The organism is Crassaminicella profunda, assembly GCF_019884785.1.
Classification (GTDB): Bacteria; Bacillota; Clostridia; order Peptostreptococcales; family Thermotaleaceae; genus Crassaminicella; species Crassaminicella profunda.
In genome coordinates this window covers 2,915,567-2,940,533 of record NZ_CP082326.1, presented here as the reverse complement: position 1 = coordinate 2,940,533, position 24,967 = coordinate 2,915,567, and the positions used below count along the sequence as shown (strand labels likewise).

At 29.5% G+C, this 24,967-nt stretch carries 16 protein-coding genes and 1 other annotated feature; of the genes, 12 read left to right on the top strand and 4 right to left on the bottom strand.

Features of this window, described 5'->3' with window-relative positions; translation table 11 throughout:
• Positions 1-128 precede the first annotated feature (128 nt).
• The 8 genes from K7H06_RS13790 to K7H06_RS13755 all read left to right on the top strand — a co-directional run bounded on the left by K7H06_RS13790 (position 129) and on the right by K7H06_RS13755 (position 9,999).
• Complete coding sequence (locus K7H06_RS13790) at positions 129-698, top strand: flavodoxin family protein (RefSeq protein ID WP_223036620.1); 570 nt, start codon at positions 129-131, stop codon at positions 696-698.
• A 176-nt stretch (positions 699-874) separates the two neighbouring features.
• Complete coding sequence (locus tag K7H06_RS13785; protein WP_223036619.1) at positions 875-3,079, top strand: extracellular solute-binding protein; 2,205 nt, start codon at positions 875-877, stop codon at positions 3,077-3,079.
• 195 nt (positions 3,080-3,274) lie between these two features.
• Complete coding sequence (locus K7H06_RS13780; RefSeq protein WP_223036618.1) at positions 3,275-3,931, top strand: response regulator transcription factor; 657 nt, start codon at positions 3,275-3,277, stop codon at positions 3,929-3,931.
• A gap of 1 nt (position 3,932) precedes the next feature.
• Positions 3,933-5,399 carry a sensor histidine kinase gene (locus K7H06_RS13775; RefSeq protein WP_223036617.1) on the top strand — a complete coding sequence of 489 codons (1,467 nt, stop codon included), beginning with the start codon at positions 3,933-3,935 and terminating at the stop codon, positions 5,397-5,399.
• Positions 5,365-6,117 (top strand): hypothetical protein, encoded by a 753-nt coding sequence (locus K7H06_RS13770; RefSeq protein WP_223036616.1) that lies wholly within the window; start codon positions 5,365-5,367, stop codon positions 6,115-6,117. Before K7H06_RS13775 ends, K7H06_RS13770 begins: the two co-directional genes overlap by 35 nt.
• Positions 6,118-6,255: 138 nt before the next feature.
• Entirely contained in the window at positions 6,256-6,810 is a 555-nt protein-coding gene (locus K7H06_RS13765) for a hypothetical protein (protein ID WP_223036615.1), read from the top strand.
• A gap of 44 nt (positions 6,811-6,854) precedes the next feature.
• Positions 6,855-9,038 carry an ABC transporter substrate-binding protein gene (locus K7H06_RS13760; RefSeq protein ID WP_223036614.1) on the top strand — a complete coding sequence of 728 codons (2,184 nt, stop codon included), beginning with the start codon at positions 6,855-6,857 and terminating at the stop codon, positions 9,036-9,038.
• A gap of 220 nt (positions 9,039-9,258) precedes the next feature.
• On the top strand, positions 9,259-9,999 hold the full coding sequence (locus tag K7H06_RS13755; protein ID WP_223036613.1) for a hypothetical protein: 741 nt from the start codon (positions 9,259-9,261) through the stop codon (positions 9,997-9,999).
• A 67-nt stretch (positions 10,000-10,066) separates the two neighbouring features.
• On the opposite strand, the gene trpB is transcribed toward K7H06_RS13755, so the two are convergent.
• Both trpB and K7H06_RS13745 read right to left on the bottom strand, forming a co-directional pair.
• Entirely contained in the window at positions 10,067-11,242 is a 1,176-nt protein-coding gene (gene trpB, locus K7H06_RS13750; protein ID WP_223036612.1) for a tryptophan synthase subunit beta, read from the bottom strand.
• Between the two features lie 165 nt (positions 11,243-11,407).
• Positions 11,408-11,648 (bottom strand) — a binding site (T-box leader).
• A 136-nt stretch (positions 11,649-11,784) separates the two neighbouring features.
• Entirely contained in the window at positions 11,785-12,477 is a 693-nt protein-coding gene (locus K7H06_RS13745; RefSeq protein WP_223036611.1) for a response regulator transcription factor, read from the bottom strand.
• A 227-nt stretch (positions 12,478-12,704) separates the two neighbouring features.
• Here K7H06_RS13745 and K7H06_RS13740 point away from each other — a divergent pair, with 227 nt between their 5' ends.
• From K7H06_RS13740 to K7H06_RS13725, 4 genes are all read left to right on the top strand, one after another.
• Positions 12,705-14,342 carry an ATP-binding protein gene (locus tag K7H06_RS13740; RefSeq protein ID WP_223036610.1) on the top strand — a complete coding sequence of 546 codons (1,638 nt, stop codon included), beginning with the start codon at positions 12,705-12,707 and terminating at the stop codon, positions 14,340-14,342.
• 164 nt (positions 14,343-14,506) lie between these two features.
• Positions 14,507-16,564 (top strand): S-layer homology domain-containing protein, encoded by a 2,058-nt coding sequence (locus K7H06_RS13735; protein WP_223036609.1) that lies wholly within the window; start codon positions 14,507-14,509, stop codon positions 16,562-16,564.
• A 51-nt stretch (positions 16,565-16,615) separates the two neighbouring features.
• The gene (locus K7H06_RS13730; RefSeq protein WP_223036608.1) at positions 16,616-17,743 is read left to right on the top strand and encodes a TIGR03032 family protein; all 1,128 of its coding nucleotides are present in this window, start codon (positions 16,616-16,618) and stop codon (positions 17,741-17,743) included.
• On the top strand, positions 17,727-21,782 hold the full coding sequence (locus K7H06_RS13725) for a DUF4347 domain-containing protein (RefSeq protein WP_223036607.1): 4,056 nt from the start codon (positions 17,727-17,729) through the stop codon (positions 21,780-21,782). The genes K7H06_RS13730 and K7H06_RS13725 overlap by 17 nt, the downstream gene beginning before the upstream one ends.
• Positions 21,783-22,009: 227 nt before the next feature.
• Here the strand turns inward: K7H06_RS13725 and cysC are convergent, their stop codons facing one another.
• The gene (cysC, locus tag K7H06_RS13720; protein WP_246637530.1) at positions 22,010-23,890 is read right to left on the bottom strand and encodes an adenylyl-sulfate kinase; all 1,881 of its coding nucleotides are present in this window, start codon (positions 23,888-23,890) and stop codon (positions 22,010-22,012) included.
• 157 nt (positions 23,891-24,047) lie between these two features.
• Positions 24,048-24,929: a sulfate adenylyltransferase subunit CysD gene (cysD, locus tag K7H06_RS13715; protein ID WP_223036605.1), complete on the bottom strand. Its 882-nt coding sequence runs from the start codon at positions 24,927-24,929 to the stop codon at positions 24,048-24,050.
• Positions 24,930-24,967 lie beyond the last annotated feature (38 nt).

The following is a 24,967-nucleotide window of genomic DNA, read 5'->3' as shown; positions in this document are numbered from 1 at the left end:
GAATAGGGATAACCATTTTGTGAATTTTAAGCTTTTCTCTATAAAATTTGTACGATTATTTAAATTAAAACTTTAAATTACATGATATAATTTTATAAATTGATTAGGATAGGGTGGCGGAAAAGAGAATGAAAATATCGATTATATTTCATAGTGTGTGTGGAAATACTTATTTGATGGCAAAGGATTTTTATGATTGTTTAAAGAAACAAGGAAAAGAAGTATCTTTATATCGGGTAAAAGATGATGATTTAGAAAAATGGATGAATATATTCCCCGTAGCGAAAGAATATTTTGATGAAATCAATAATATTCCAGTTGCAGGACCTGAGGTAATGCTTGAAAGTGAGCATATTATTATAGGAAGTCCTACTTATTTTGGTAATGTATCAAGTGAAATGAAAGCTTATATGGATGGAGCATCTATATTTTGGATAGAAGGAAAATTAGTTGGAAAGAAATTAACTGCTTTTACTTCTTCGAGTAATTCAGAAGGCGGTGGAGATCTTTGCTTGCAAGCAATAAATACGTTTGCTCAGCATATGGGAATGATTTCTATACCTATTCCATCCAATTTATTAACGAATAAAAGCTTTCCTGCATATGGTTTTATTCATTATTCTGGAGGATTAGGAGATCAAAGACCTGATGAGAATATATATACTGCTATAAAAAAATACACAGAAATTTATATCTAAAGTGAAATGAATAAAATGGAAATGTAATCTTACACATTTTCATTTTATTTTTTTTGTTTACAATTTCTTTACAAAAAGCATAAACTTTCTACAAAGCTCTAAAGTATAATTGCTTTAACAGATGAAATAATAATTTGCTCAATCATTATAACAAAAGAGGAGAAAGGATGAATAGGATGAAGAAAAGAATTTGTTTTTTATTAATATGTACGATGCTTTTTTCATTAGTAGGTTGTGGAAATAATAATATTTCAACAGAAGAATTCTATTATGAAGAAGGAGCTTTTGAAAAAGTGGATGGGAATATTATGAGAGTAACCAATGATGAAGAAGGAAATATATATGCTATAGTAAATCAAAATACAGTTCAGCAATATGACTCAAAAGGAAAACTTATAAGAAAATTTGAATTAGAAATACCAAAAGATGCAGATATTAGCCTTATGAGCATAGGCATAGATCAAAAAAAGAATCTATATATAGAAGTAAAATCCTCAATAATGTTTGAAAAATCACAGACAAATAGGATTCATGAGATTTGGAAGTTTGATGAAAAAGGAAAAGTAACAGAAAAGATTGATGTTGCTAAAAATGATCAGGGTGAATTTGCGTATGATAGTGGATCAAAGCTATACATAAATGAAAATAACAATTTTATCTATAAAAACGATACCAATCAAATTATAGAGGTCGACCAAAAGGGAGAATTGGTGAATACTTTAGTAAGTGAAATGGTAAAGGATTTTGTAAAGATAAAAAATACTTTGTATGCAATCATCTTAGATGAAAATAGAGAAACCTATCTAGCAAAAAAAGAAATGGGTTCACAGGATTATAGTTATAAGAAAAAAATAGATGGTGAACAATTTATAGGATTTTTAGGATATGATCCTAAAGAGGGAAGTTTATTATATACAACAGGATCCGAAGAGATTAAAGCTTTTGATTTAGAGGGAAATTTTTTAAAGACAGTAATAAGTGTTGAGGATGCTCAAGTGTTTACAAAAAATATATTTACAAATGGTTTTGCTGTGAATAATGACGGAAATGTTTATATGAGCTATAGTGAAATGGGAAGTGGGGAAGAAGCTATCACGGACATTACTGTGTTCGTTAAAAAGGAAGGGGTTAAGCCAAAGAGTAAGAAAAAGGTGATTACTATTGGCGTGAATACAGAAATGGAAGCTATGGAATTAAGAGGAAAAATCAGTGGTTATATGAAGGCCCATCCAGATACGATTATAAAAATCAATCAGTATGACTATAAAGAAGAATATCTTTCTGATTATCTGAAAAAGATGAATACAAACATTATTTCAGGAAAGGGAGATGATTTAATTCCAACGGCTTATTTACCTATGAGTAAATATGTAAAAAGTGGTGTTTTTGAAAATTTAAGTGATTATATGAAAAAAGATAAAGAATTCAATATGGAAGATTACCACCAAAATGTATTCGAGAATCTAAAAATACAGGGAAATTATTATTCATTTCCTATTGGTTTTAAATTAGGAAGCTTAATGGCAAATCAAGATTTATTAGATGAAAAGAATATGCAGGTCAAAAAAGAAAATTGGAATAGAGAAAGCTTTATTAATGTATTAAGAGAGCTTTCACAGGAAAATGGGATTTATGGATTACCGAATATGGAGAAAGAGGAAATATTTGAAATGTTTTTTGTAGGGGACCAAGAGCACTTTATTGATTATGAAAATAAAAAGACAAATTTCAATAGTGAAAGCTTTAAAGCTTTATTAAAAGATGTACAAACCATTTATGATGAAAAGCTGATAGATGAAAATGTAACAGGAATGGATATAGAGGGAATGAATATGTATCAAGGAACAAATGGAAAAATTGTTTTCATGAATCAATCAAAAATATCTCTTATGTTTATGCCACTATTGAAAAATATGATTGGAAATTTTAAGCTTTATCCATATCCAAGTAGTCATGGGAAAGGTGGGCATGCATTTACAGCTAATGCATATGGAATTAATGTTAACTCAAAAAACAAAGAACTTGCTTGGGAGGTTCTAAAATATTTAAGTGGAGAAAAAAAAGATAAGGGTGCTTTCTATACTGGTATTGAAATGAATAAAAAATCTTTAGAAAAGCAATTAGACGAAATGAAAAACGGTGAAAATACTGGAATAATCATTGCGACTGAAGGTGGGGAATTGAGTTCATCATCATTAACAGAGGAAAATATTAAAAATATAAAGGATGCTATTGAGAATACGACGATTAATACAAGTATAGACCCACAAATCAATAAAATTTTAAAGGAAGCTATAAAAAAATATTTTGCTAAGGAAATGGCACAAGAGGAGTTAATAAAAACATTAGATAATAAAATCTCAACCTACTTGAACGAATAATAAATTTCTTTAAAATGAGAAATTGATATAAATAGCAAGAATACATTTTATGCAATTAAAAAATGATAAAATGAAGCTATCATAGTATAGTTTCATTTTATTGCTTGGGTTTATAGATAAGATGATTATTGTTAATACATATAGGAAGTCGCAAACTAAAAAATTTAAAAGATAAAGATAAGGTGGGAGAAAATTTTGAAGAAAAAAATTTTAATTGTAGAGGATGATTTGGCCATAGCTAAATTAATAGAAATTAATTTAAATATAGCAAACTATGAAACAAAAAAGGTTATGGATGGATTGAAGGCTTTAGAAATCATAGATGAAGAGAATTTTGACTTGATTATTCTAGATGTGATGTTACCTCAGGCAGACGGTTTTGAGGTCATGGAAAAAATTAAGCATAGAAATATTCCAGTCATATTCTTAACAGCAAAGAAATCTGTATTTGATAAAGTCAATGGGCTAAAATTAGGTGCTGAGGATTATATGGTCAAGCCTTTTGAAGCCATAGAGCTTTTAGCAAGGATTGAAGTAGTATTAAGAAGATATGGAAAAAATGAAAAAGTTCTTAACTTTAAGGATATCAAAGTATATCTAGAAGAGAGAATCGTAAAAAATGATGGTAATACAGTTGAATTATCTCCAAAGGAATACGAATTATTATGTTTACTCATTCAAAATAAAAATATTGCTTTATCCAGAGAACAAATATTAGGAAGAGTATGGGATATGAGTTATTATGGTGGGACTAGAACAGTAGATATGCATATAAAAGCTCTTAGACAAAAGTTAGATCTTGGGAATCATATCAAAACCATCTACAAGATTGGTTATCGATTGGAGGACTAATATGAAGCTTTGGCAAAAGTTATATATTTTTACTCTTATTCTGTTTATCTTGATTTTTAATTTGGCAGGGGTTATATTTATTGAAAAAAATCACAATGCTTCATTAAAAAGAGAAGTGAATCGATGCTTTAATGAAGCATTGACTATTAATTCAGGGGTAGATACGAGTTTACCAGCCTTTAGAACATTAGATCGATATATTGATTTATTAGATTTTAATCGAAGAATTATTTATAAATTTGCAGATGATTATGCAAAAAAATCTAATGGGATTTATTTAGAAATATTAGATAAAAAAAATCAAGAAATCTATAGCAATGTAGATTTTTTATTACCCAAATATCGTGAGGAAATAAATATACAAAAAATGAATGAAAGAAGAACCATCATCAGAGAGGTAGGAAAAAATACGTATATATTCATAACAAACTTGATAGAAATAAATGGAAGTATCTTTAAGCTTACTTATATGAGAGATATTTCTAGTATTTATGAACAAAAGAAGGAACAATATGATTTTTTCTTTCGACTAGAAGGAATTGCCCTAGTTGTTTTTTCTATTTTTATGTTTTTTATTAGTCGATGGATTTCAAAACCTGTCAAAGAGCTGATGCGAGTTACAAAAAGAATTGCAGAGGGAAATTATCATGAAAGAGTAAATTTAAATACAAAAGATGAATTAGGTATATTGGCACAAAACTTCAATCTAATGGCAGAAGCTGTAGAAGAAAATATTCACCAATTAGAAAAAAATAATCTTGAAAAAGAAAGATTTATTGATAATTTTACCCATGAATTAAAGACTCCTTTAACTTCTATCATTGGCTATGCTAATCTTTTAAGAACTACGAAATGTGATGAAGAAACCTTTTATGAAGCATTAAATTTTATCTATGAAGAAGGGAAAAGATTAGAGGAATTATCCTTTAATTTGATGGATTTGCTTGTACTGAGAAAAGAAGATTTTAAGAAAGAAAAGGTAAATATAAAAGAATTGCTTATTCAAGTAAAAAAGGTTATGCAACCAAAGATGAAGGAAAAAAATATAGAAATTTTGATTGATGCAGAGCCTAGTGAATGGAGAGTTGAAAAAAATTTGATTCAAATACTCCTTTCTAATTTAATCGATAATGCTTATAAAGCTTCAGAAAGGGATACGAAAATTTATCTGAATTTGTCAAAGGAAAAAGAAAAAATGATTCTTGAGGTAAAGGATGGGGGAATCGGTATTCCTAAAGAACATCTGGATAAAATCTTAGAACCCTTTTATATGGTAGATAAAGCGAGAACAAGAGCAAACCATGGAGCAGGATTAGGTTTATCTATTTGTAAAAGAATTGTAGAGGTACATGGAGCCACCCTAAAAATCAATAGTATAGTTAATGAAGGAACTTCTATAAAAATCATATTCAATAAGAAGGAGGTTGAGATAGATGAATCAGAAAATAATGCTGCTACTATTGATTAGTATGATCCTCCTTGCAGGCTGTGAAAATTTTTCTGAAATAAAAAAGGATCAATTGATGATTGATCAAATAGAAAAAGAAGAGAAATTAACCTTAAAGAAACCTCTAGAAAAATTTACAGAAGAAGAATTAAAAGAAAAAACATTAAAGGCCTTTAAGAAGTATTATAATTTAGAGATTAATGAAGAGGATCTTATCTACACTATGAATTATGTCACTTTTGATGAAGTAAAAGAAAGTTTAGAAGAGATGGAAATCGAAAAGTATTTACAAATAAAGATGGACTATAAAGATATTTTAAAAAAAGGATTTTATGTGTTATATTGGCATACAAGTAGAAAATCAGAAACTTTCAAAAAAAGAAAATATTTCATGTATATTACTAGAGTAGATGGTGAAACAGGAGAAATCTTAAATATAAGTTACAATGAATATGATTCGAAAAAAGAAAAAACAAATGAAAATATTACTTTAGAAGAAGCAAAACAGATTGTAGGTGACTTTATCAGAAAAAATAAAATTTTCAAAACTGATAAAATGAAATTAGTAAAAGAATTGAATAAAAAAAATGTGTGGATGTATTATTTTTTATATGAGGATCCAAAGGAAGCTACCAATAAAGTATTTATAAGAGTCAATACAAATACAAAAAGAGTGGAGGAGTTTAGTAGAGGGGTTGTAGCGAGTATTGATTATATGAAAATGGAATTAGAGGAGTAGAGAATTTTAATAGATTCTCTATTCCTTTTTACATATTCTTTACAAAAATCATAAACTTTCTATACAATTGAAATTTATGATTGTATTATAAGTTTTTAAATAAAATTAAAAAATGAGTAGAAGAGAGGATGTTTTAGTATGAATAAGAAAATAGTAGCAATGATAATGGCGGTAATACTAAGTATTTCTATTGTAGGGTGTGGGAAAAGTACACAAGGACAAGAGGATTCTGCACCTCAAGCTTATGAAGATAGCCAAATGGGGATTAAATTTTCATATTCAAAAGCCTGGGTAGATAATTATGATGATATTTTAGGTATGGTAAATGGAAATTATCAGATTAAAAACAAGTCAGAATATAGTGTTGATATATATAGTAGTATAGAATGGGGTTATAAAGATTTAGAAACTCAGTTAGCTGGAATTTATCTTATTAAAAAAGAGCAATGGGAGAAAATGAAAGAAAATAATTATAAGATAGAAGATTTTTTAACAAAAGAAAATACTATATTTTTAGGAGAGCAAGTTCAAGTAGAAACCCATGAAGCGAATGGATTTGTATATGTAATTGCTGTTCCAGATAAGAGTAAATTTCCAGAGGATACAGAGGACGAAAAAATGGGTAAATCACTAGTATTTGATTCTGCTAAAGAGATGCTAGAAAAAATAGAATTCACTGAAATAAATAAATAAAAATATGAATTATATAAGGAATACAAAAAAGGAGGGAAATGAGAATGAAAAGAAATATGATTTTCTTTTGTATGGTAGTAATCATCTTTTCTTTAGTAGGTTGTGGAGAGAAAAGTAAATTTTATTATGAAGAAGAAGCTTTTAATAATAGTAAGGAACGTATTATAGGATTTACTAATGATGAGTATAAAAATATGTATGCATTATTAGAAGACAATAAAATTAGAAAATATGATGAAACTGGAAAGGTTACAAAAGAAATTAAAGTAGAAATACCTAAAGATTCTTATAAAATACCTTTTGCCATTGGACAAGATGAAGAAAAAAAAATATATATGGACATAAGAGAAGTGGGACCTAAAAAGCCAGGGAAAGAACTTGTCCATGAAATATGGAAATTAGATGAAAAAGGAAAAGTAATCAAGAAAATTTCTATTGCACCAAATGATATGGGTGGATGGGAAAATAGTGATTTTGGAAGAATGTATATTACTAAAAATAAGAATTTTATTTATAAGAATGATAGCAATATACTTTTACAAATAGATGAAAAAGGAAATATCGTAAAGACGCTTATTAAAGCAAATGTAAAAGATTTTGTAAAAATAGACAATAGTATTTATGCATTAATTAAAGATGAGGAAGGACTATTTTTAGCAAAAAAAGAAATAGATGGAAATAATTTTGTTTTTAAGAAAAAAATAGGAGAATCAAGCAATATAACAAAATTAGATTTTGATTTACAAGAAAAGAAATTGTTGTATTTTTCAGACAAGATGATAATAGAGTCTTTTGATATGGAAGGAAATTTATTAGGAACTGTTATAGATGGAGAAAATGTACCTATTCTTTTATTAACAAATACGCAGATCAATGGATTTGCTGTTAATAATCAAGGAACGTTATTTATGAATTTTATTACTTATGAGTTAGAAAAAGACTGTTCTAAGATCGTTATGATGAAAAAGAAAAAAGGAATTCCACCAAAAAGCAATAAAAAAATTATTAAAGTAGGAGTTAATACAAAATATCAACAAGAAGAAATCAAAGAATTAGCTATAAAGTATATGAAAAAAAATCCAGATGTAGTTGTAAAAGTAAATCAATATGATTACAAAGAAGATTATATTTCTGATTATTTAAAAAAGATAAATACAGAAATGTTAGCAGGAGAAGGGGAAGATTTGATTCCAACAGAGCATTTACCCATGAAAAAATTCATGAAAAATGAGATATTTGAAAATTTAACTGCTTATATGGAAAAAGATAAAGATTTTGATATAAATGAGTATTATAAGACTGTTCTTGATAGTTATCAATATCAAAATAATTATTATGCACTTCCTATAAATTTTACTATAGGAGGATTAATTGCAGATCAAAAGCTGATAAATGAAAAAAATATTATTATAAATAAAGAAAATTGGAATAGAGAAAGTTTTATGAAAGCTCTAAGAGAAATTTCTAAAAATAATGGGATTTATGGGCTCGTGAAAATGGATAAGCAAGAGCTAATAGAGATGTTTTTCTTAGGAGAAATAGATAAATGGATTGATTATGAAAACAAAAAAACAAATTTCAATAGTGAAGCTTTTAAAGATTTATTAAAAGATGTAGAAGCTATTTATGATGAAAAACTTTATCATAATGAAATAGAGAGAATGATGGATATAGGGGAACAAAAAAGAATGGGAGAAGTAGCATTTTTTAATAAAAAAAATCTTGAAATTATTGGAGTTGATGGATTCGATCAGATAAAAAATGATATAGAAAATTATCAACTTTATCCTTATCCTACAGACAAAGGAAATGGGGAATTCACCTATGAACCCTTTGGATATGGATTAAATAGACAGTCAAAAAATAAAGAAATTGCTTGGGATTTTCTTAAATTCATGGCGAATAATTATCGTGGAGATGATTTTTATAGTAAATTTTCAGTGAAAAAGAAAAATAATCTAGATAGATTAGAAAAGTGCAAAAAGAAAGAAAAAGAGCCAAGGGCATATATTAGTGAAGATTATATCATATACTCTTATCCCCTTACAGAAGAGGAAGTGAAGCAGGTTAAAAATGCTTTAGAAAATATGAAGGTAGATGTTTCACTAGATCCTCAAATCAGAAGCGTTGTAAAGGATTCCTTTGGAAAATATGTAAAAGGAGAAATAGCACAGGAAGAATTGATTCAGAATCTTGAGAATAAGATTACTACTTATTTAAATGAATAAAAATAGATAAAAAATGAAGCTATCAGAATAGGTAGCTTCATTTTAAAATTGTGTATAACTATAGAAAAAATATTTTTGGAAATTTTGTAAGAAAGATGAATATACGAGTATGAGGTAGTATCATATGAAAATTTATTTACAAATTGTTTACAAAACCTATATAGTTTTTATATAATCCTTCTTTATACTAAATATATAAAGAAAGGGAGGGAATTATAAAATGAAAAAACAATGGAAAAAAGGGATTTGTGCAGTTGTTATGGGAACTATGCTATTAAGCGGTTGTAGTTCTTCACAAGCAATGCAAAACCAAGCTCCTATAGAAAAAACAGTTGAAAAAAAAGTAGTGAAAACAACAGCGATAGAAGAGGAAAAAACTTATTCTGCTATGAATCAGTATGAAGAAGTGATTCAAGTGAAGGTATCTAAGGAAAAAGCAAAAGAGCTTGCAAAAGAGGCAATAAATAAATATTTTCAAACAGAAGTAGATGAAAAAAATACAGAATTAGGGATACATATTAGTGGAGGCTATTCAGTTTATGAACCAGAGTGGTATGCAGTATGGTTTTATATGAATAAAGAAAAAAAAGAAAAGAAAATCTATGAAGTTGCGATCAATGCAAATACAGCGGAAGTTATTACCAGTCAATGTCAAATAGAAGATGCTACAATGAAGGCTAAGAAAATTCAAAAACTTTCGCTTGAAGAAAAGAAAAAGATTGCTATGAACTTCTTAAAGAGTAAACAAATTATAGAAGATGTAGCAAAACTAAAGTTTGTAAAGGTACATAAGGGTTATTCTACAAAAACATCTACTCATTTAGAATTTACATATGACCAATATGATGTAAATGTGAAGGTGGATTTACGAGATAAAAAAGTAAAATTCTTTTATAAATCTAAAGATCTTACACAGGAAGAAAGAAAACAACTAGATGCATTCTATAAAAGTAAAGAATAGATTACCTAAAAAAACATATTGAGGAATAAGGAATATATGGCGAGATTTAGTGATCTCGCCATAATTACTACAGCATTTCTTTTACCTGTGTTATGTCTTTATCTCCCCTACCAGAAAGATTAATAATGATGATTTTATCTTTCTCTAAATCTTTTGCAAGCTTTATTCCATAAGCAACAGCATGGGCACTTTCAATAGCGGGGATAATCCCTTCTATTTTAGATAACTCAAAGAAAGTATCTAGTGCTTCTTTATCAGTAATCCCTACATAATCAGCACGACCTATAGATTTATAATAACTATGTTCAGGACCAACTCCAGGATAATCAAGTCCTGCTGCTACAGAGTGAACAGGAAGGGGTTCACCCTTTTCATCTTGAAGGGTATAGCATTTAAATCCATGAATAATTCCAACACTTCCCTTTACGATAGATGCAGCATGATCAGGTGTATCAAGACCTTTACCAGCAGGTTCTACACCAATGATTTTTACATCCTTATCATCTACAAATGGATGAAAAAGTCCTATAGCATTACTACCGCCACCTACTGCTGCAATGATATAGTCAGGAAGTTTTCCTTCTAGATCTAATATTTGTTTTCTTGCTTCTTTTCCAATAATACTTTGAAATTCTCTTACCATAGAAGGATAAGGGTGAGGTCCTACAGCAGAACCTAAAAGATAGAAAGTATTATGAGCATTTTCAACAAAATCTTCGAGTGCCGCATCTACAGCATCCTTTAAGGTAGCAGTTCCCCTAGTTACAGGAACAACTTTTGCACCAAGAAGCTCCATTTTGAAAACATTTAGTGCTTGTCTTTTGATATCAATTTCTCCCATATAAATAGTGCAATCCATTCCAAATAAAGCGCAAACTGTTGCTGTAGCAACACCATGCTGTCCAGCTCCTGTTTCAGCGATAATTCTTTTTTTACCCATTTTTTTTGCTAAAAGGGCTTGGCCAATAGCGTTGTTAATTTTATGGGCACCTGTATGATTTAAATCTTCTCTTTTAAGATAAATTTTAGCGCCACCTATTTTTTGTGTTAATCTTTCAGCAAAATAAAGGGGATTTTCGCGACCTATATATTGCTTTTGATAATAAGCTAACTCTTTAAGAAATTCAGGATCGTTAATAAATTGATAAAATTTTTCTTCTACCTCTTTTAAAACTTCTTTTAATGGTTCAGGTACATAACTTCCTCCAAATTCTCCAAAATAGCCATTGTTGTTTTTTATCATGTGAAAAGCCTCCTATAGTTTGAATTTTCTTGAAATAATAAGTGCAAAATGTTTATAAAAATTTATTTTGAACTTAAACAAAAAAGTTTACGTTTTAAAGTATGCATATAGCATTTAATAATTATTCCGGAAATTAAAAAATCCTCTACATGTTTATAAAAACATATAGAGGACGCTATTTACGTGGTGCCACCTCAATTGGTTATTAAAATAATAACCCACTTTTTCAGATACGGGAAAATTTCCGATATCCTATCTCTATAACGGGAGATGCCCGTGTTGCCTACTAAAAATTTCAGCTCCAACTCATAAGTCCATTCAGTATACCTACAAATATCGGATTTCCACCAGCACCGACTCTCTAAGATTTTTCAATATACTTACTCTTCTTATTCAACGATTTGTGTTTATGATGTTGAAAATTATTATATATTTGTTTTTTTGTTTTGTCAATATGAATAATAAAAAACATTCGAAAACTTCCCCTGAAAAACAGAAAAAATACAAAGGGGGGTGGCTGTGTAGTTGTTCAGTTATAAGGTTTAGGATAAAAACATATACCCTTTTCTTTTTATGGTTTTTATATATTTTATACAACCACTAGCCTCTATTTTTTTTCTTAGATTACTGACATGAACCATTACTGTTCTTATATCTCCTAAACTTTTACACTTCCATACATGTTCATATATTTCAGAGTAGCTTAAGATCTTGTTAGGGTAATTAATCATAAATAGGAGAATATCAAATTCTATAGGGGATAAAGGTATTTCTTTATTTTTATTAAGAACGGTACATTTTTCTATATCAATAGTTAAATCTTTAATGGTTAATTTTTTATTGTTAAGTGTATTTTTATTTTGTTCATAGGCTACTCTTCTTAAATTAGATTTGACACGTGCCACTAACTCTTTGGGATTAAAGGGTTTTCTTATATAATCATCTCCACCCAAATTTAATGCATTAAGTATATGATCCTCATCATCAATACAGCTGATAAAGATAATAGGGCAAAATAGATATTGTCTGATTTTTTGACAAAGAATCGTTCCATCAAAGTCTGGTAGCATAATATCTAATAGTATTAAATGAAAGCATTTATTTTTAATCTTTTCTAATGCCGCATTGCAATTGCTGGCAGTATCTACATTATATCCTGAATTTCTAAGATAAAGTGTTATCACTTCAACGATATCGGGGTCGTCATCAACAACTAGTATATTATATTTGCTCATTTATATTCGTTACCAAAGCGTAACTTTACGCCTACCTTTCTCTCATAAAAATCTGTATATATTATATTTTATCATTTGTTAAGTTAAGAAAAAAGAAAAAATATAGAATAAAAAGGGAAAATGTCTAAAAAACACTAAATTTAATACTGTATAATAAATATATATTAAGAAAAGTGAATTATTTACAAAATAAAAAGAAATGAAAAGGTTGAATCAAGGGGGTAAATATGAAAAAAAGTTGTATAATCGTAATTGTAGTATTACTAATAGTAATGGGATTTTCAATGGATAAAAATAAAGAGGCGAAAGATGTCTACATAAAAAGCGATAAAAGTAATATTAAAAAAGAAATTTTTACAGATAAAGAATTAAAATGGATAGAAAAGTATCAAAATAAAGATATCTATGTAGGGATAGCAGAGGATTATACGCCTATAGAATATATAGATAAAAATGGTAATCCAAAGGGGATAGGGATAGAAATTATTAAGACACTTAATCAATTAACTGGATTAAAATTCAAAGTTTATAAAAACAGTCAAAAAGAAACGTGGGAGGAAATATTACAAAGTACTTCTGAAAAAAGAATAGATATTTTGCCAGCAGTATCTTTTACAAAAGAAAGAAATAAGTATTTAGATTATTCAACTGCGTATATAGAAATGACCCAAGTAATCCTTGGACATAAAGATAATCCAAAGTTGTTTAATGATATTACACAAGTTAAAGGGAAAATGTTTGTTGGTCCTAAGGGCTATTGGTTTTTAGATATTGTTGCAAAACAAAATTCTGATGCTAAAATTATTGGAGTTAAAAGTATGGAAAAGGCTCTATCATATATTTCAAGTAAAAAAGCTGAGTATACTATAAGCGATATTCCTGTATTTACCTATTATAAAGAGAAGGGTGACTATAATGATATAAAAATCATTGGAGAGCTAAAGCAAAAAAATAAAATATATATTGGTGTAAGAAAAGATTTTGGTGAATTGATTCCTATCATTAATAAAGTTATCAAAAATATAGATGATCAGGAGCTTTATGAGAAAGCATTGGTTATGCCTAAAAATAGTGATAGAGAAGAAAAGCTTATATTTATGATAGTACTGCTTAGTACTATATTGTTATGGGTAATTTATTATTTATACAAAACCTTTAGAAATTTAATCAAAGCAAAAAAAGAAGCAGAAGAAGCTAATAAAGATAAAACGCAGCTGATGACCAATATATCCCATGATTTAAGAACACCTATTACAGTAATCATTGGGTATACACAGGCGATTATAGATGGAGAAGCAAGAAAAGAAGATAAAGATAGGTATATAAAAAGAATTCATGAAAGAACAAAATATTTAAATGATCTGATCAATGACTTTTTTTTAGTAGCTAGATTGAAAGATCGTAAATTTATTTTGGAACGAGAAGATGTGAATATCAATGGTCTTATTAAAAATATAGTGGAGAATATAGAATTGAAAGCTCAAGATAAAAATATTCAACTGCTATTAGAATTAGATGAAAAAGCAAATATGAATAAAAAAGTAGATAGATTAAAATTTTATAGAGCTATTGAAAATATAATGATAAATGCAATTAAATATAGTAAAGAAGAAGGTTTTATAAAGATTATTACGGAAGGTATAAAAGATGAAAAAATAAAAATAGCTATAAAGGATAATGGCATGGGGATCCATCAAGAAGAGTTGCCATATATTTTTGATAGGTACTACAAAGGAAAAAATGCAAATAAAGAATCTATAGGACTAGGATTATATATTACAAAGGAAATTATTGATAAACATGATGGAAAAATATGGGTTGAAAGTATATTAAATAAAGGAACGGTCTTTTATATATTGATTTAGGGATGGGGAAACCCATCCTTTTTAAAATCTTTAAGATTTCTTTAGATTAGAATAAGGTGAATTATGGTATAATCAAAAGTGACAGAATTCGTCGAAAATTGTAATGTTTTCCTAAAAACAAGTATAAATTTCTTGTTTTTGAGAAATTAGAAAGGAGAGAGAAAATGAAAAAAATATTAGCAATTATTTTAATCATGAGTCTTATTATTCCAACAGCTCTTATGGGCTATGCAGATGAAGATTATCAAGAATTTAGTGACATAAAGGGTCACTGGGCAGAGAAAATCCTTAAAAAGCATCACAAAATGGGGATGTTAAGTGGCTATCCAGATGGGACATTCAAGCCAGATCAACAAATGAAGAGGTCAGAATTGATTACTTTAGTCAACAAATATTTTGGACTTAAAGAAGAGGATAATCAAAATTTTGAAGATGTAGAAGGAAAAGAATGGTATGCAAATGAAACAGCAAAAGCAAAATATTATGGATATATAAAGGACTTAGAAGCTAGACCAGAAGAATTAGCTAGTAGAGAAGATGTAGTAAATATGATGAGTCTTATAATAGATGTAGAAGAGCAAAAACAAAAAAGTGAAAAGAAAGATTTCAAAGATTTAGAAGGAATGAATAAAGAAGAACAAGAAAAAATAGAGAGCTTTTCACAAATGGGATATGTTAGTGGTTATGAAGATGGAACTTTCAAACCAAAGGGAATTATCAATAGAGCAGAAATCATGAGTATTGTAGAAAATATGCTAGGATACATTGTAACTAGTCAAGAAGATATAGACAATATGCCAGAAGGTGTTACTAAAGTTACAATTATCAATCCAGATATTGTAATAGAAAACAAAGAAATAAAAGGTGATATATACATAGCTCCAGGAGTAAATGGAAGATTAACAATCAAAAATACAAAAATAAAAGGACAAATAGATGTATCAGGGGGAACTACAAAAAACCCTATAAAACTAGAAAATGTAGATGTAGAAAAAATAGTTATAACAAAAGTAAAAGATGAGCCTAAAGTAGAAATTACAGGAAAAAGTAATATAGGAGAAATCAAAACAAAATCAGTAACAAAGATAGAGATAAAAGGTGAAACAAAGGTAAAAACAATCCAAACTCAAGAAAAAACTGAAATAAAGTTAGAAGAAGGAACAAAGGTAGAAAAACTGATTACAGAAGGTAAAACAAAGGTAGAGACAGAAAAGGGAAGTGAAATAGTAAATTTAGAAGCAAAGGAAAAAACAGAAATAAAAGGTGAAGGAAAAATTGATAAAGCAGAAATTGAAAGTGAAGATGTATCTATCGAAAAAAGACCAGGCTATGTAAAAGTGGATGATCAAGTAGATGATGCTCAAATAGGACAAGATAAGATGGATTCAAAAAATGATGATGATAAAGAAAATGAGAACAACAATAATAGCGGTGGTAGTAGTAATAATAATAACAATGATAATGACAACGACAATGACAATGATAACGAAAAAGATACAACACCACCAGAATGGGCAACAGGATATCCTTTTGCAACAATGAAAAGCAGTGAATTAAAGATTGAGCTATCTACAAAGTTAAATGAAAAAGGAACTGTATATTATACTGTATATGAAGCCGTATACGGAGAAGATATAACATTTACAGTAGCTGAATTGATTAGCGATGGAAATAGCTATGGAGTAGAGGAAAATACAGTAACAAAAGAAGTATATAATGGTGGTTTATCATCTGAAAAAACATACAATATATATTTAACAGCAGTAGATGAATATAACAATAAACAAAGTAGTGTAAAAACTATAAAAGTTTCAGCAATAGATACGACAAAACCAGTATTCACAAAAAAAGAAGTCAAAGCTGGAGATGTTTTAGGAAAAATGAAGTTAACGGCAGAGACTAATGAATCAGCAAATATTTACTATGTAGTAGTAGAAAAAGACAGTACTTCGCCAACAGTAGAACAGATCAAGGCTGGAGTAGATTATGATAGTGTGCAGGTAATTCATAGTGGGAATAAAGAAATATTTGCTAACGAATTAATTGAAGGTCTTGAAGATGGAAAAACATACGATATTTATCTAATAGCAGAAGATAAAAATAAAAATGTAAGTACTATACAAAAAATATCTTATGCAAATATAGAAATTGATCATACACCTCCAACAATTATTAAAGCAATTTTAGTAGATGGAGAGGATGAAGAAGTTCTTCCTTGGTAAGATTTAAAAATTAGCCTATTAAGCATGATTCTATGCAGGAGGTATAAAAAATTGGATAATAATAATAGAATAACAGCGAAAAGACCATTTTCATGTACATATACGAAAGATGTAATTGAAATATTAGATGGGTTAAATATATCATTGATTCTTTCTACATATCAAGCAGGAAAAGTGATTATCTTATCTAGTGATGGAAAAAATATGTTCCAGCTTGTAAGAGATTTTGCAAGACCTATGGGGATTGCTTTAAAGGAAGATATGATGGCATTAGCAGGAGCATTAAATGTGACTGTATTTAAAACAGATGAGCATTTAGCCAAAACTTACCCAAACAAACAAGATACTTATGATGCTTTTTATTTTCCAACAACACTCTTTAGAACTGATTATGTAGATATTCATGATATCGCTTTTACAAATATGGGACTAGTAGGGGTAAATACTTCTTTTAGCTGTTTATCAAGGTTAGATGGAAGATATTCCTTTGAGCCTATATGGAAACCTAAGTTCATTAAAGAATTTGTACCAGAAGATTTGTGTCATCTAAATGGCATGGCAGTTGATGAAAAATCAAATATCAGATATGTAACAGCCTTTGCAAAGACTTCATCAAGAGAAGGCTGGAGAAAAAATAAACTTACAGGTGGAGTATTAATAGATACGAAAACAAATGAAATTATTCTAGAGAGTCTTCCTATGCCTCATTCCCCTAGAGTTTATAAGGGAGAAGTATATCTACTTTTATCAGCTACAGAAGAACTTATAAAAGTAGATATAAAGAATAAAACATACAAAGTTATAGCAAAGATGGACGGATTTATTAGAGGCCTTAGCTTTAAAGATGACTATGCCTTTATCGGTGTAAGTAAACTAAGAAAAACCCATACATTTTCAGACTTAGAAATAGCAGAAAAAGATATCCACGCAGGTGTAGTTATTGTAAATATAAAAACAGGAAAAATACTTGGAGAAATAAAATACGAAAACAGTGTAGATGAACTGTATGATGTACACGTATTAGATGGAATCAAAAGAGCGAATATACTAAACTATCAACAATCATTAGATCATAGAGCACTCATTACACCATATGGTTGTTCTTGGATAGAAAATAGGGATGCAAAGGAAAAAGATGAAGAAAAAAAGGAGGAAAATACTAGTGATTCGAAAGAATAATAGTAGTTTTACAACTTATCAACAATCATTGTTTAATAAATATGAAGTAGATGAAAGTTATTTGCAAACAAGAAAACAAAGAAGAGCTTGTTTAGAACTAATTGAAAAAATAGATGAAAATAGAAATTTTAATGAGAAAAAAATAATGAAAAAAGTGATCAATGCTTTTAGAGGGACGGAGTTACACAAAAAAATTGCTTCTTGTATGACTATTGCAGCCCTTATGATGACATTGCAAACAACTCCAGTAATGGCACAAGCTGTATCAAGCTTTCAACCAAAGGTAGAAGTAACAAAAATATCAGAGATGGCAGCAAAAGATGATAATATCATAATGGATGAAGATAGCTTCTTAAATAAAAATATGGTCATGAATCAAAAGGAAGTAAAAAATACTTCTATTCATTTAGTGGTAAATAAAGATGTTAAAAATGAAGAAATGCCTCTTAAAGAAAATAGTGTGTTTTTAGATGATGACTCGGATATTCATAATCATCAAAAACAAGAAACAAAAGCTTTAACAGTGATTGATACATCTATTGATGACTGGGAAATATTAAGAGATAGTGTAAAAGAAGGGGAAATATTACTTTTAGAGAGTGATTATGATCCATTAGATACCATTATTGCTAAACTAGAAGAAATGAAGGATGTAGATCAATTAAACATCATTTCTCATGGTTCAAGTGGAAAATTGTATTTTGAAGGTAAAATCATATCTAGTGAAACGTTAGAAAAAAATAAAGAAAAATGGGAAAGACTTGGAGAGTATTTAAGCAAAGATGGAGATGTACAATTATTTGGTTGTAATGTAGCAAAGGGAGAAAGTGGAAAAGCATTTATAGAAAAACTAGCAAATATGACAGGTGCAGATGTGGCAGCTTCTATTAATCCTACTGGTGCTGAGAGTAAAGGTGGAGATTGGAAGTTAGAAAGTATTGTTGGGAATATAGAAAAAAATAATGTTTTAGAAGGTAAATTAATAAATGAATTTAAACATATACTTCCTCATTCTTATTCTGGTGCATATTGTGATGAATGCTGTCAATCGCCTTGTATGCTTTATACTCCAATGCCTTCAAATAACGCTCCTATATTTGATGATGTAGACAAGACAATTGTAATAAATATAAACGAAAATGATAGTGCACAAGATATAAAAAACCACTTATCTGCTACAGATGCAGATGGAGAGAGTTTAAATTGGTCACAAAATAGTGCTCCATCTAAAGGAACGTTTAATGTAAATGGTTCAGGTAATGGTAGTGGAAGTCAAGTGCCTACTACAGCTACCTTTACACCAAATACAAGTACGATTGGTGCAGATAGTTTTACTGTAAATGTAACGGATGGTAAAGATACGGATTCTTTAACTGTGAATGTAAATATTAATGATGTAAATCCAGTTATTGATGATAAAACAGTTTCAATAGATGAAAATACTACTAATGGAACAAGTGTTACAACTGTTTCTGCTACTGAAGATACAAATGGGTTAACGTATTCTATTACTGGAGGTAATACAGGAAATACTTTTGCTATTGATAGCTCAACAGGTGAGATTACTGTAAATGATGTGAGTAAACTTGACTATGAAACAAGTCCTTCTTATACATTAACAATTGCTGTTGATGATGAAGATTCAGATCTTACTGCCGATGATACAGCTACTATAACTATTAATTTGAATGATATATTTGAAGCAGATTCTGATGGAACAATCACACAAGGAGATGAAGTGAATGAAAGTATAGCTATAGATATACCAACAACAGCTAATTCACTAGAAAAAGCAGTGAAAATATTTGATTTCAAAATAAATGATGGTGGTAGTGCTGATGGCAAAAGTTTAACAGTGACTTCTTTAGATATAAATGTAAGTGGTACAAATGCTAGTCAACTTAAATATGTTCTAAGTAATTCAAGTGGTGGGGGAGATTTACCTATTGAAGGAATTGATAAAATTCCTTGGGCTGGAAAGGTGACATTTGATTTAAGTAGTAACAACATTGTAGTAGATAATGGTTTAAGTGAAACATATGTAATAAAAGCTTATTTTTTTGATAACAATGGAATAACAGATAATGCATCTGTTACGGTGAGTATAGATGGGGATTCGGACATTACAGTTGATGGAAGTGGAACACAAATGGCAAGTAGTCAAGATGCTGTTACAAATAGCGGAAATGCTAAAGCGAGTGTTATAGCCACAGAGTTAAAATTCAAAACATATCCAGATTATAGTACAAGTGGAATTAAGTTAGATAATCAGCCAGAAGTGAAAGCTGTAGATGCTTTTAACAATATAGATAAGGATTTTACTGAAATCATTACATTAACAGAAAATGGAGCAGGAAGTCTTGGTGGAGATATAGATGTAGCAGCAATAGATGGAATTGCTAAGTTTACAGATATTGTTTATTATGCAACTACTGATAACGAAATCTTTAAAGTTACAGCAAATGATGAAGATAGTGTAGGAAGTGATTTAAATACAGTAGATTCATTTAATGTAACAAGTGATGTAGTGGCAACTAAGTTGATATTTGATACACAACCAAGTCCTACAAATATTATGATAGGGCAGGTTCATGATTTCACAACTGATCCAGTAGTAAAAGCAGTAGATGAAGAGGAAATTGTAGATACAGGTTTTAGAGAAACAGTTACTATTAGTGAAAATGGAACTGGGAATGCAGTATTTACAAATAATGAGGTATCAGCTGTAAATGGGGTAGCTACCTTTACAGGACTTACGATAAAACATGATAAGGAAGAAACTATAAAGCTTATAGCAAATGATGAAGATAGTTCTGGTACCAACTTAAAAATAGGAAATAGTGCAGATATAGTTGTAAAGTTTAATCGAGAACCAGTATTTGAAGGAAGTTTTACTACAAATGGTGAAATAGGAGATAATGAAACTATAAAACCTTTTGAGAATTTAATTATAAGTGATGCTGAAGGAGATTCTGTGAAAATAAATATAACATTCTCTGAAACAAATGGAACGATCTCAAGTCCAACAGGAGGGCTTACTAAAAATGGTTATGGAAATTATACACTTAACTTAGATACACCAGAAAATATCACTTCAAAATTACAAGAAATAATATTTACACCAAAAGAAAATGAACAAGAAGTAGGGGAAAGTGTAACAACAACATTTGAGATTTTATTAAATGATGGAACAAAAGATATAGATCGTGATGGTACAACAAAAATAAAAATTACTTCAATCAATGATGCACCTACTATTACACCAAAATCACCTGAGATGGATTTTGTTTATCGTTATGAAATAGACCCTAGAGGAGAGCGAGTGAGTAATATTTCTTGGGACTCAATAAAGGATAAGGATGTGGATTTCCTTAGAGGAATAGCAATAACTAGTATAGATTCAGGAAATGGAACATGGCAATATGCTACAACAGGTTCTAATTGGTCAAATATAGGTAATGTTTCAGAACAGAGTGCATTATTACTTGCAGGGAACAATTATATAAGATTTATCCCTAAAAATACAAATGAAGAAACAAGAGGGACCTTTACCTTCAAAGCATGGGATCAAACAAGTGAGCGTACAGGCAGTAAAGTAGATACGAGAGTAGATGGTGGAGAAACAGCATTTAGTGAAGTAACAGATACAGCTAGCATTACAGTAAAAGCTTTAGCCGACCCTTATATGGATATTACTTTGAGTGAGCCTATATATGGAGATGAAGAGGGAGAAACAGCTATTGATGTGAATGATTTGGAGCTAACATTAAATAAATCTGATTGGAATAAAACAAATGTAGAGATATTATCTGTTAAAAAAGCAGATCATATAGAAGAGAAGAGTGCATCCGCATTAACTGGAGGAGAAACGACCATTAGGGTATTTTTAAAGATAACAGGGTTACCAAATGGTTCAGAAAAGATAGAAATAAAGCCTCAAAGTAATTCAATATTCGATCAATCAGGAAATGCAATGGACTCGTCCCAGACCACAGGAGAAAAAAGCTTGAGTAGAAAAGGTGGCGGAGACATTAGTTAAAAATAAAAAAAGTTACTACTAGCTAAATTGTTTAGTTATGAAATAATATTGAATTTTCTTAGTTGAATTTAATGATGTAAAGAAAAAAGGAAAGCTCTTTTTATAAGACTTGTCCTTTTCTCTTTTTTTTGAAGAGTTATTTTTTATTTTACGGGAATCTATTGCTTCTTATAAGAGAATAGGGAATAGCCATTATCTAATATGAAGATGGAGATTATAATATTATTTTATATATTTTGTTTATATAAAATAATATCTAAAATTTTTTGTGTGCATTGTTCAACGGATAATACTGTTGTATCAATCAAAACATCAGGATTCTTTGGTTCTTCATAGGGGGATGAAATTCCAGTAAAATCCTTTATAAGCCCTTTCTTTGCTTTTTCATAAAGTCCTTTTGGGTCTCTCATAGAACAAGTTTCTATATCAGCTTTGACATATACTTCGATGAAATTTTTATCGCCTATTTTTTCTTTAGCAGATTGTCTTGCTTTTTCAAAGGGGGAGATAAATGAAACCAAAGTGATTAATCCAGCATCCTTAAAAAGTGCAGAAACTTCTGTAATTCTTCTTAAGTTTTCTTCTCTGTCTTTTATACTAAAGGCTAAATCGCTACTAAGTCCATGTCTTACATTATCTCCATCTAATAAGTATGTAGAGAAACCTCTTTCATAAAGTTTTTTTTCAACTTCAATAGCAATGGTAGATTTTCCTGAAGCGGAAAGTCCTGTAAACCATATGACCACCCCTCTTTGCTTTAGATTTTTGCAACGATGATCATAGGTGACTTTAACATCTTGCCAGAGAATATTTCTTTTAGGTAAAGGAACTTCATCAGATAAAGAACTTGTGATGATACCTCCACCAGCAATTTCGTATTCATCTACAAGGACAAAACGACTAGTTTTATCAATTTCAGAAGCTAAATCAAAAGCTATTGCTTTTTCAGTTTCAAGAATTATTTCTGATACATCATGACGGTCTATTTGCTTTTTATTTTGATTTGATAAAGACGAAGCATCTATGACTCTTACGATTTCTTTTAATCGAACAATTACTTTAGATGTACCGATTTTTAATATATATTTTTTATTTATGATAAGGGGTTCTTTTCCTAGCCAAAAAATATTTGCGCTAAATCTTGTACTAATCTTTGGCTTTTTTTGTGCTACTATGCAAGCGACATCTCCACGTTTAATATATATTTGTTCATCTAATGTAAATCCTACTGCATTTCCTGCTGAAACTGATTTGGGTTTTATGGCATTAAAGACTTCTATACTTTTAACAGTACTTTTCTTTCCAGATGGATAAAATATTAATTTATCACCTACTGAAATTTTTCCAGAATCAATAGTTCCTGCTACAATACGCCTATGATCATTATTTTGTGTGAATTTGTAGATATCTTGCACAAACAGTCGAAAGGGTAGACTTTCTTTTTGCTTTAGTGATTTGAAATGATCTAACATATCTAAAACTGTATTTCCATCATACCAATTCATATTAGTAATAGATGAAGCAATATTATCACCCATTATACCTGATACAGGAATAAAGGCATTAGGTTTAATATTTATTTCATTTAAGAATGTGCTATACTCATTTTTAATTTCATTGAAGCGATCTTCACTATAATAGACAAGATCCATTTTATTAACAAGAACACATATTTGCTTGATTCCAAGCATAGACAACAAATATCCATGACGCCTAGAATTTTCCTTGATTCCTTCATTAGCATCTATTACTAATAATGCAGCCTCAGCTCTTGCGGCACCACTTACCATATTTTTTAGAAATTCTATATGTCCTGGTGCATCTATAATCATATAGTCTCTTTTATTTGTTTTAAAAAATACTCTTGCAGCATCTATTGTAATTCCTTGGGATTGTTCATCCTTTAGTGCATCTAATAAAAATGCGTATTCAAAAGGGCGAGCATTTCTACGACACATTTCTTGGACTTGAGATAATTTTCCTTTTGGTAATGAATTTGTATCTGAGAGTAGTCTTCCTATAATAGTAGATTTACCATGATCTACATGTCCAACGATGACTATATTCATATCTTCTCTAATATTTGATTTATTTTTATAAGAAGTCATCATGTTCCTCACTTTCTTTCAAAAGATATTTTGATTTATTTTTGTATTCAAATTAGGTAGTTTTATGATCTTAGTGATATCTATTTGTAAACAATTAGACTTGTCCTATTTTTTATCATTTTATTTACCATGAGTAAATGTTAATCATTAATTATTTCTACATGTATCCATTACGTCGTAATGCTTCTAATCCACCGCCATCTTCTTTATCTTGTGCTCTTCCAGATCGTTCGGCAATATTTGATAGTCTACCTGTTTTTAACTCTTCTATAATTTCTTTCACATTTCTTGCTTCAGAATCAATAGGGCTTGTACAAGGAGCACACCCAAGAGAACGATAACGCTTACCATCTCCTTTATTGTAATAAAGAGAAACAGTAGGAATATTTTCTTTTTCTATATACTCCCAAATATTTAGCTCTGTCCAATCTAAAAGAGGATGAATGCGAACATGGGTGCCAGGTTTAAAATCAGTTTTGTATTGATTCCAAAATTCTGGAGGTTGATCACCTACATCCCAGTCGTTATTTTTATCTCTTGGAGAAAAATATCTTTCTTTAGAACGACTACCTTCCTCATCAGAACGAACTCCAACGATTACACCAGTAAATGGTTCTTTATTTTTATCAATTTCATATTTACCTGTATCATGATTCATCCTATATCTAGTAAAAGTACCATTTAATGCATTGTGAAGGGCTTCTGTTTTTAGATTTTTACAACATGCGAGTCTAGTTACATTTCCATCTGGAAAGGTATTTTTTTCTTTAAGAGCGTGACTATTTTCACTATAGATCATATCAAGTTTATATTCCTTGGCTAACCGATCTCTATAAGTAATCATTTCAGGAATTTTATAATGTGTATCTACGTGAACAAGTGGGAAAGGAATATGTCCAAAAAAAGCTTTCCTTGCAAGCCACAACATAACTGTACTATCTTTACCAATGCTCCAAAGCATGCATAAATTGTTAAATTGACTATAGGCTTCACGTAGTATGTGAATAGATTTGTTTTCAAGTTTTGTTAAGTGATCCATGGGATACCTCCTCTAATGTTAAATGATTAATTCTCCTT

Excerpts from the sequence above, each read along its gene's own strand:
- K7H06_RS13790 (WP_223036620.1), top strand. The coding sequence starts at position 129 with ATGAAAATATCGATTATATTTCATAGTGTGTGTGGAAATACTTATTTG.
- K7H06_RS13785 (WP_223036619.1), top strand. The coding sequence starts at position 875 with ATGAAGAAAAGAATTTGTTTTTTATTAATATGTACGATGCTTTTTTCA.
- K7H06_RS13775 (WP_223036617.1), top strand. The coding sequence starts at position 3,933 with ATGAAGCTTTGGCAAAAGTTATATATTTTTACTCTTATTCTGTTTATC.
- K7H06_RS13770 (WP_223036616.1), top strand. The coding sequence starts at position 5,365 with ATGAATCAGAAAATAATGCTGCTACTATTGATTAGTATGATCCTCCTT.
- K7H06_RS13765 (WP_223036615.1), top strand. The coding sequence starts at position 6,256 with ATGAATAAGAAAATAGTAGCAATGATAATGGCGGTAATACTAAGTATT.
- K7H06_RS13760 (WP_223036614.1), top strand. The coding sequence starts at position 6,855 with ATGAAAAGAAATATGATTTTCTTTTGTATGGTAGTAATCATCTTTTCT.
- K7H06_RS13755 (WP_223036613.1), top strand. The coding sequence starts at position 9,259 with ATGAAAAAACAATGGAAAAAAGGGATTTGTGCAGTTGTTATGGGAACT.
- trpB (WP_223036612.1), bottom strand. The coding sequence starts at position 11,242 with ATGATAAAAAACAACAATGGCTATTTTGGAGAATTTGGAGGAAGTTAT.
- K7H06_RS13745 (WP_223036611.1), bottom strand. The coding sequence starts at position 12,477 with ATGAGCAAATATAATATACTAGTTGTTGATGACGACCCCGATATCGTT.
- K7H06_RS13740 (WP_223036610.1), top strand. The coding sequence starts at position 12,705 with ATGAAAAAAAGTTGTATAATCGTAATTGTAGTATTACTAATAGTAATG.
- K7H06_RS13735 (WP_223036609.1), top strand. The coding sequence starts at position 14,507 with ATGAAAAAAATATTAGCAATTATTTTAATCATGAGTCTTATTATTCCA.
- cysC (WP_246637530.1), bottom strand. The coding sequence starts at position 23,890 with ATGACTTCTTATAAAAATAAATCAAATATTAGAGAAGATATGAATATA.
- cysD (WP_223036605.1), bottom strand. The coding sequence starts at position 24,929 with ATGGATCACTTAACAAAACTTGAAAACAAATCTATTCACATACTACGT.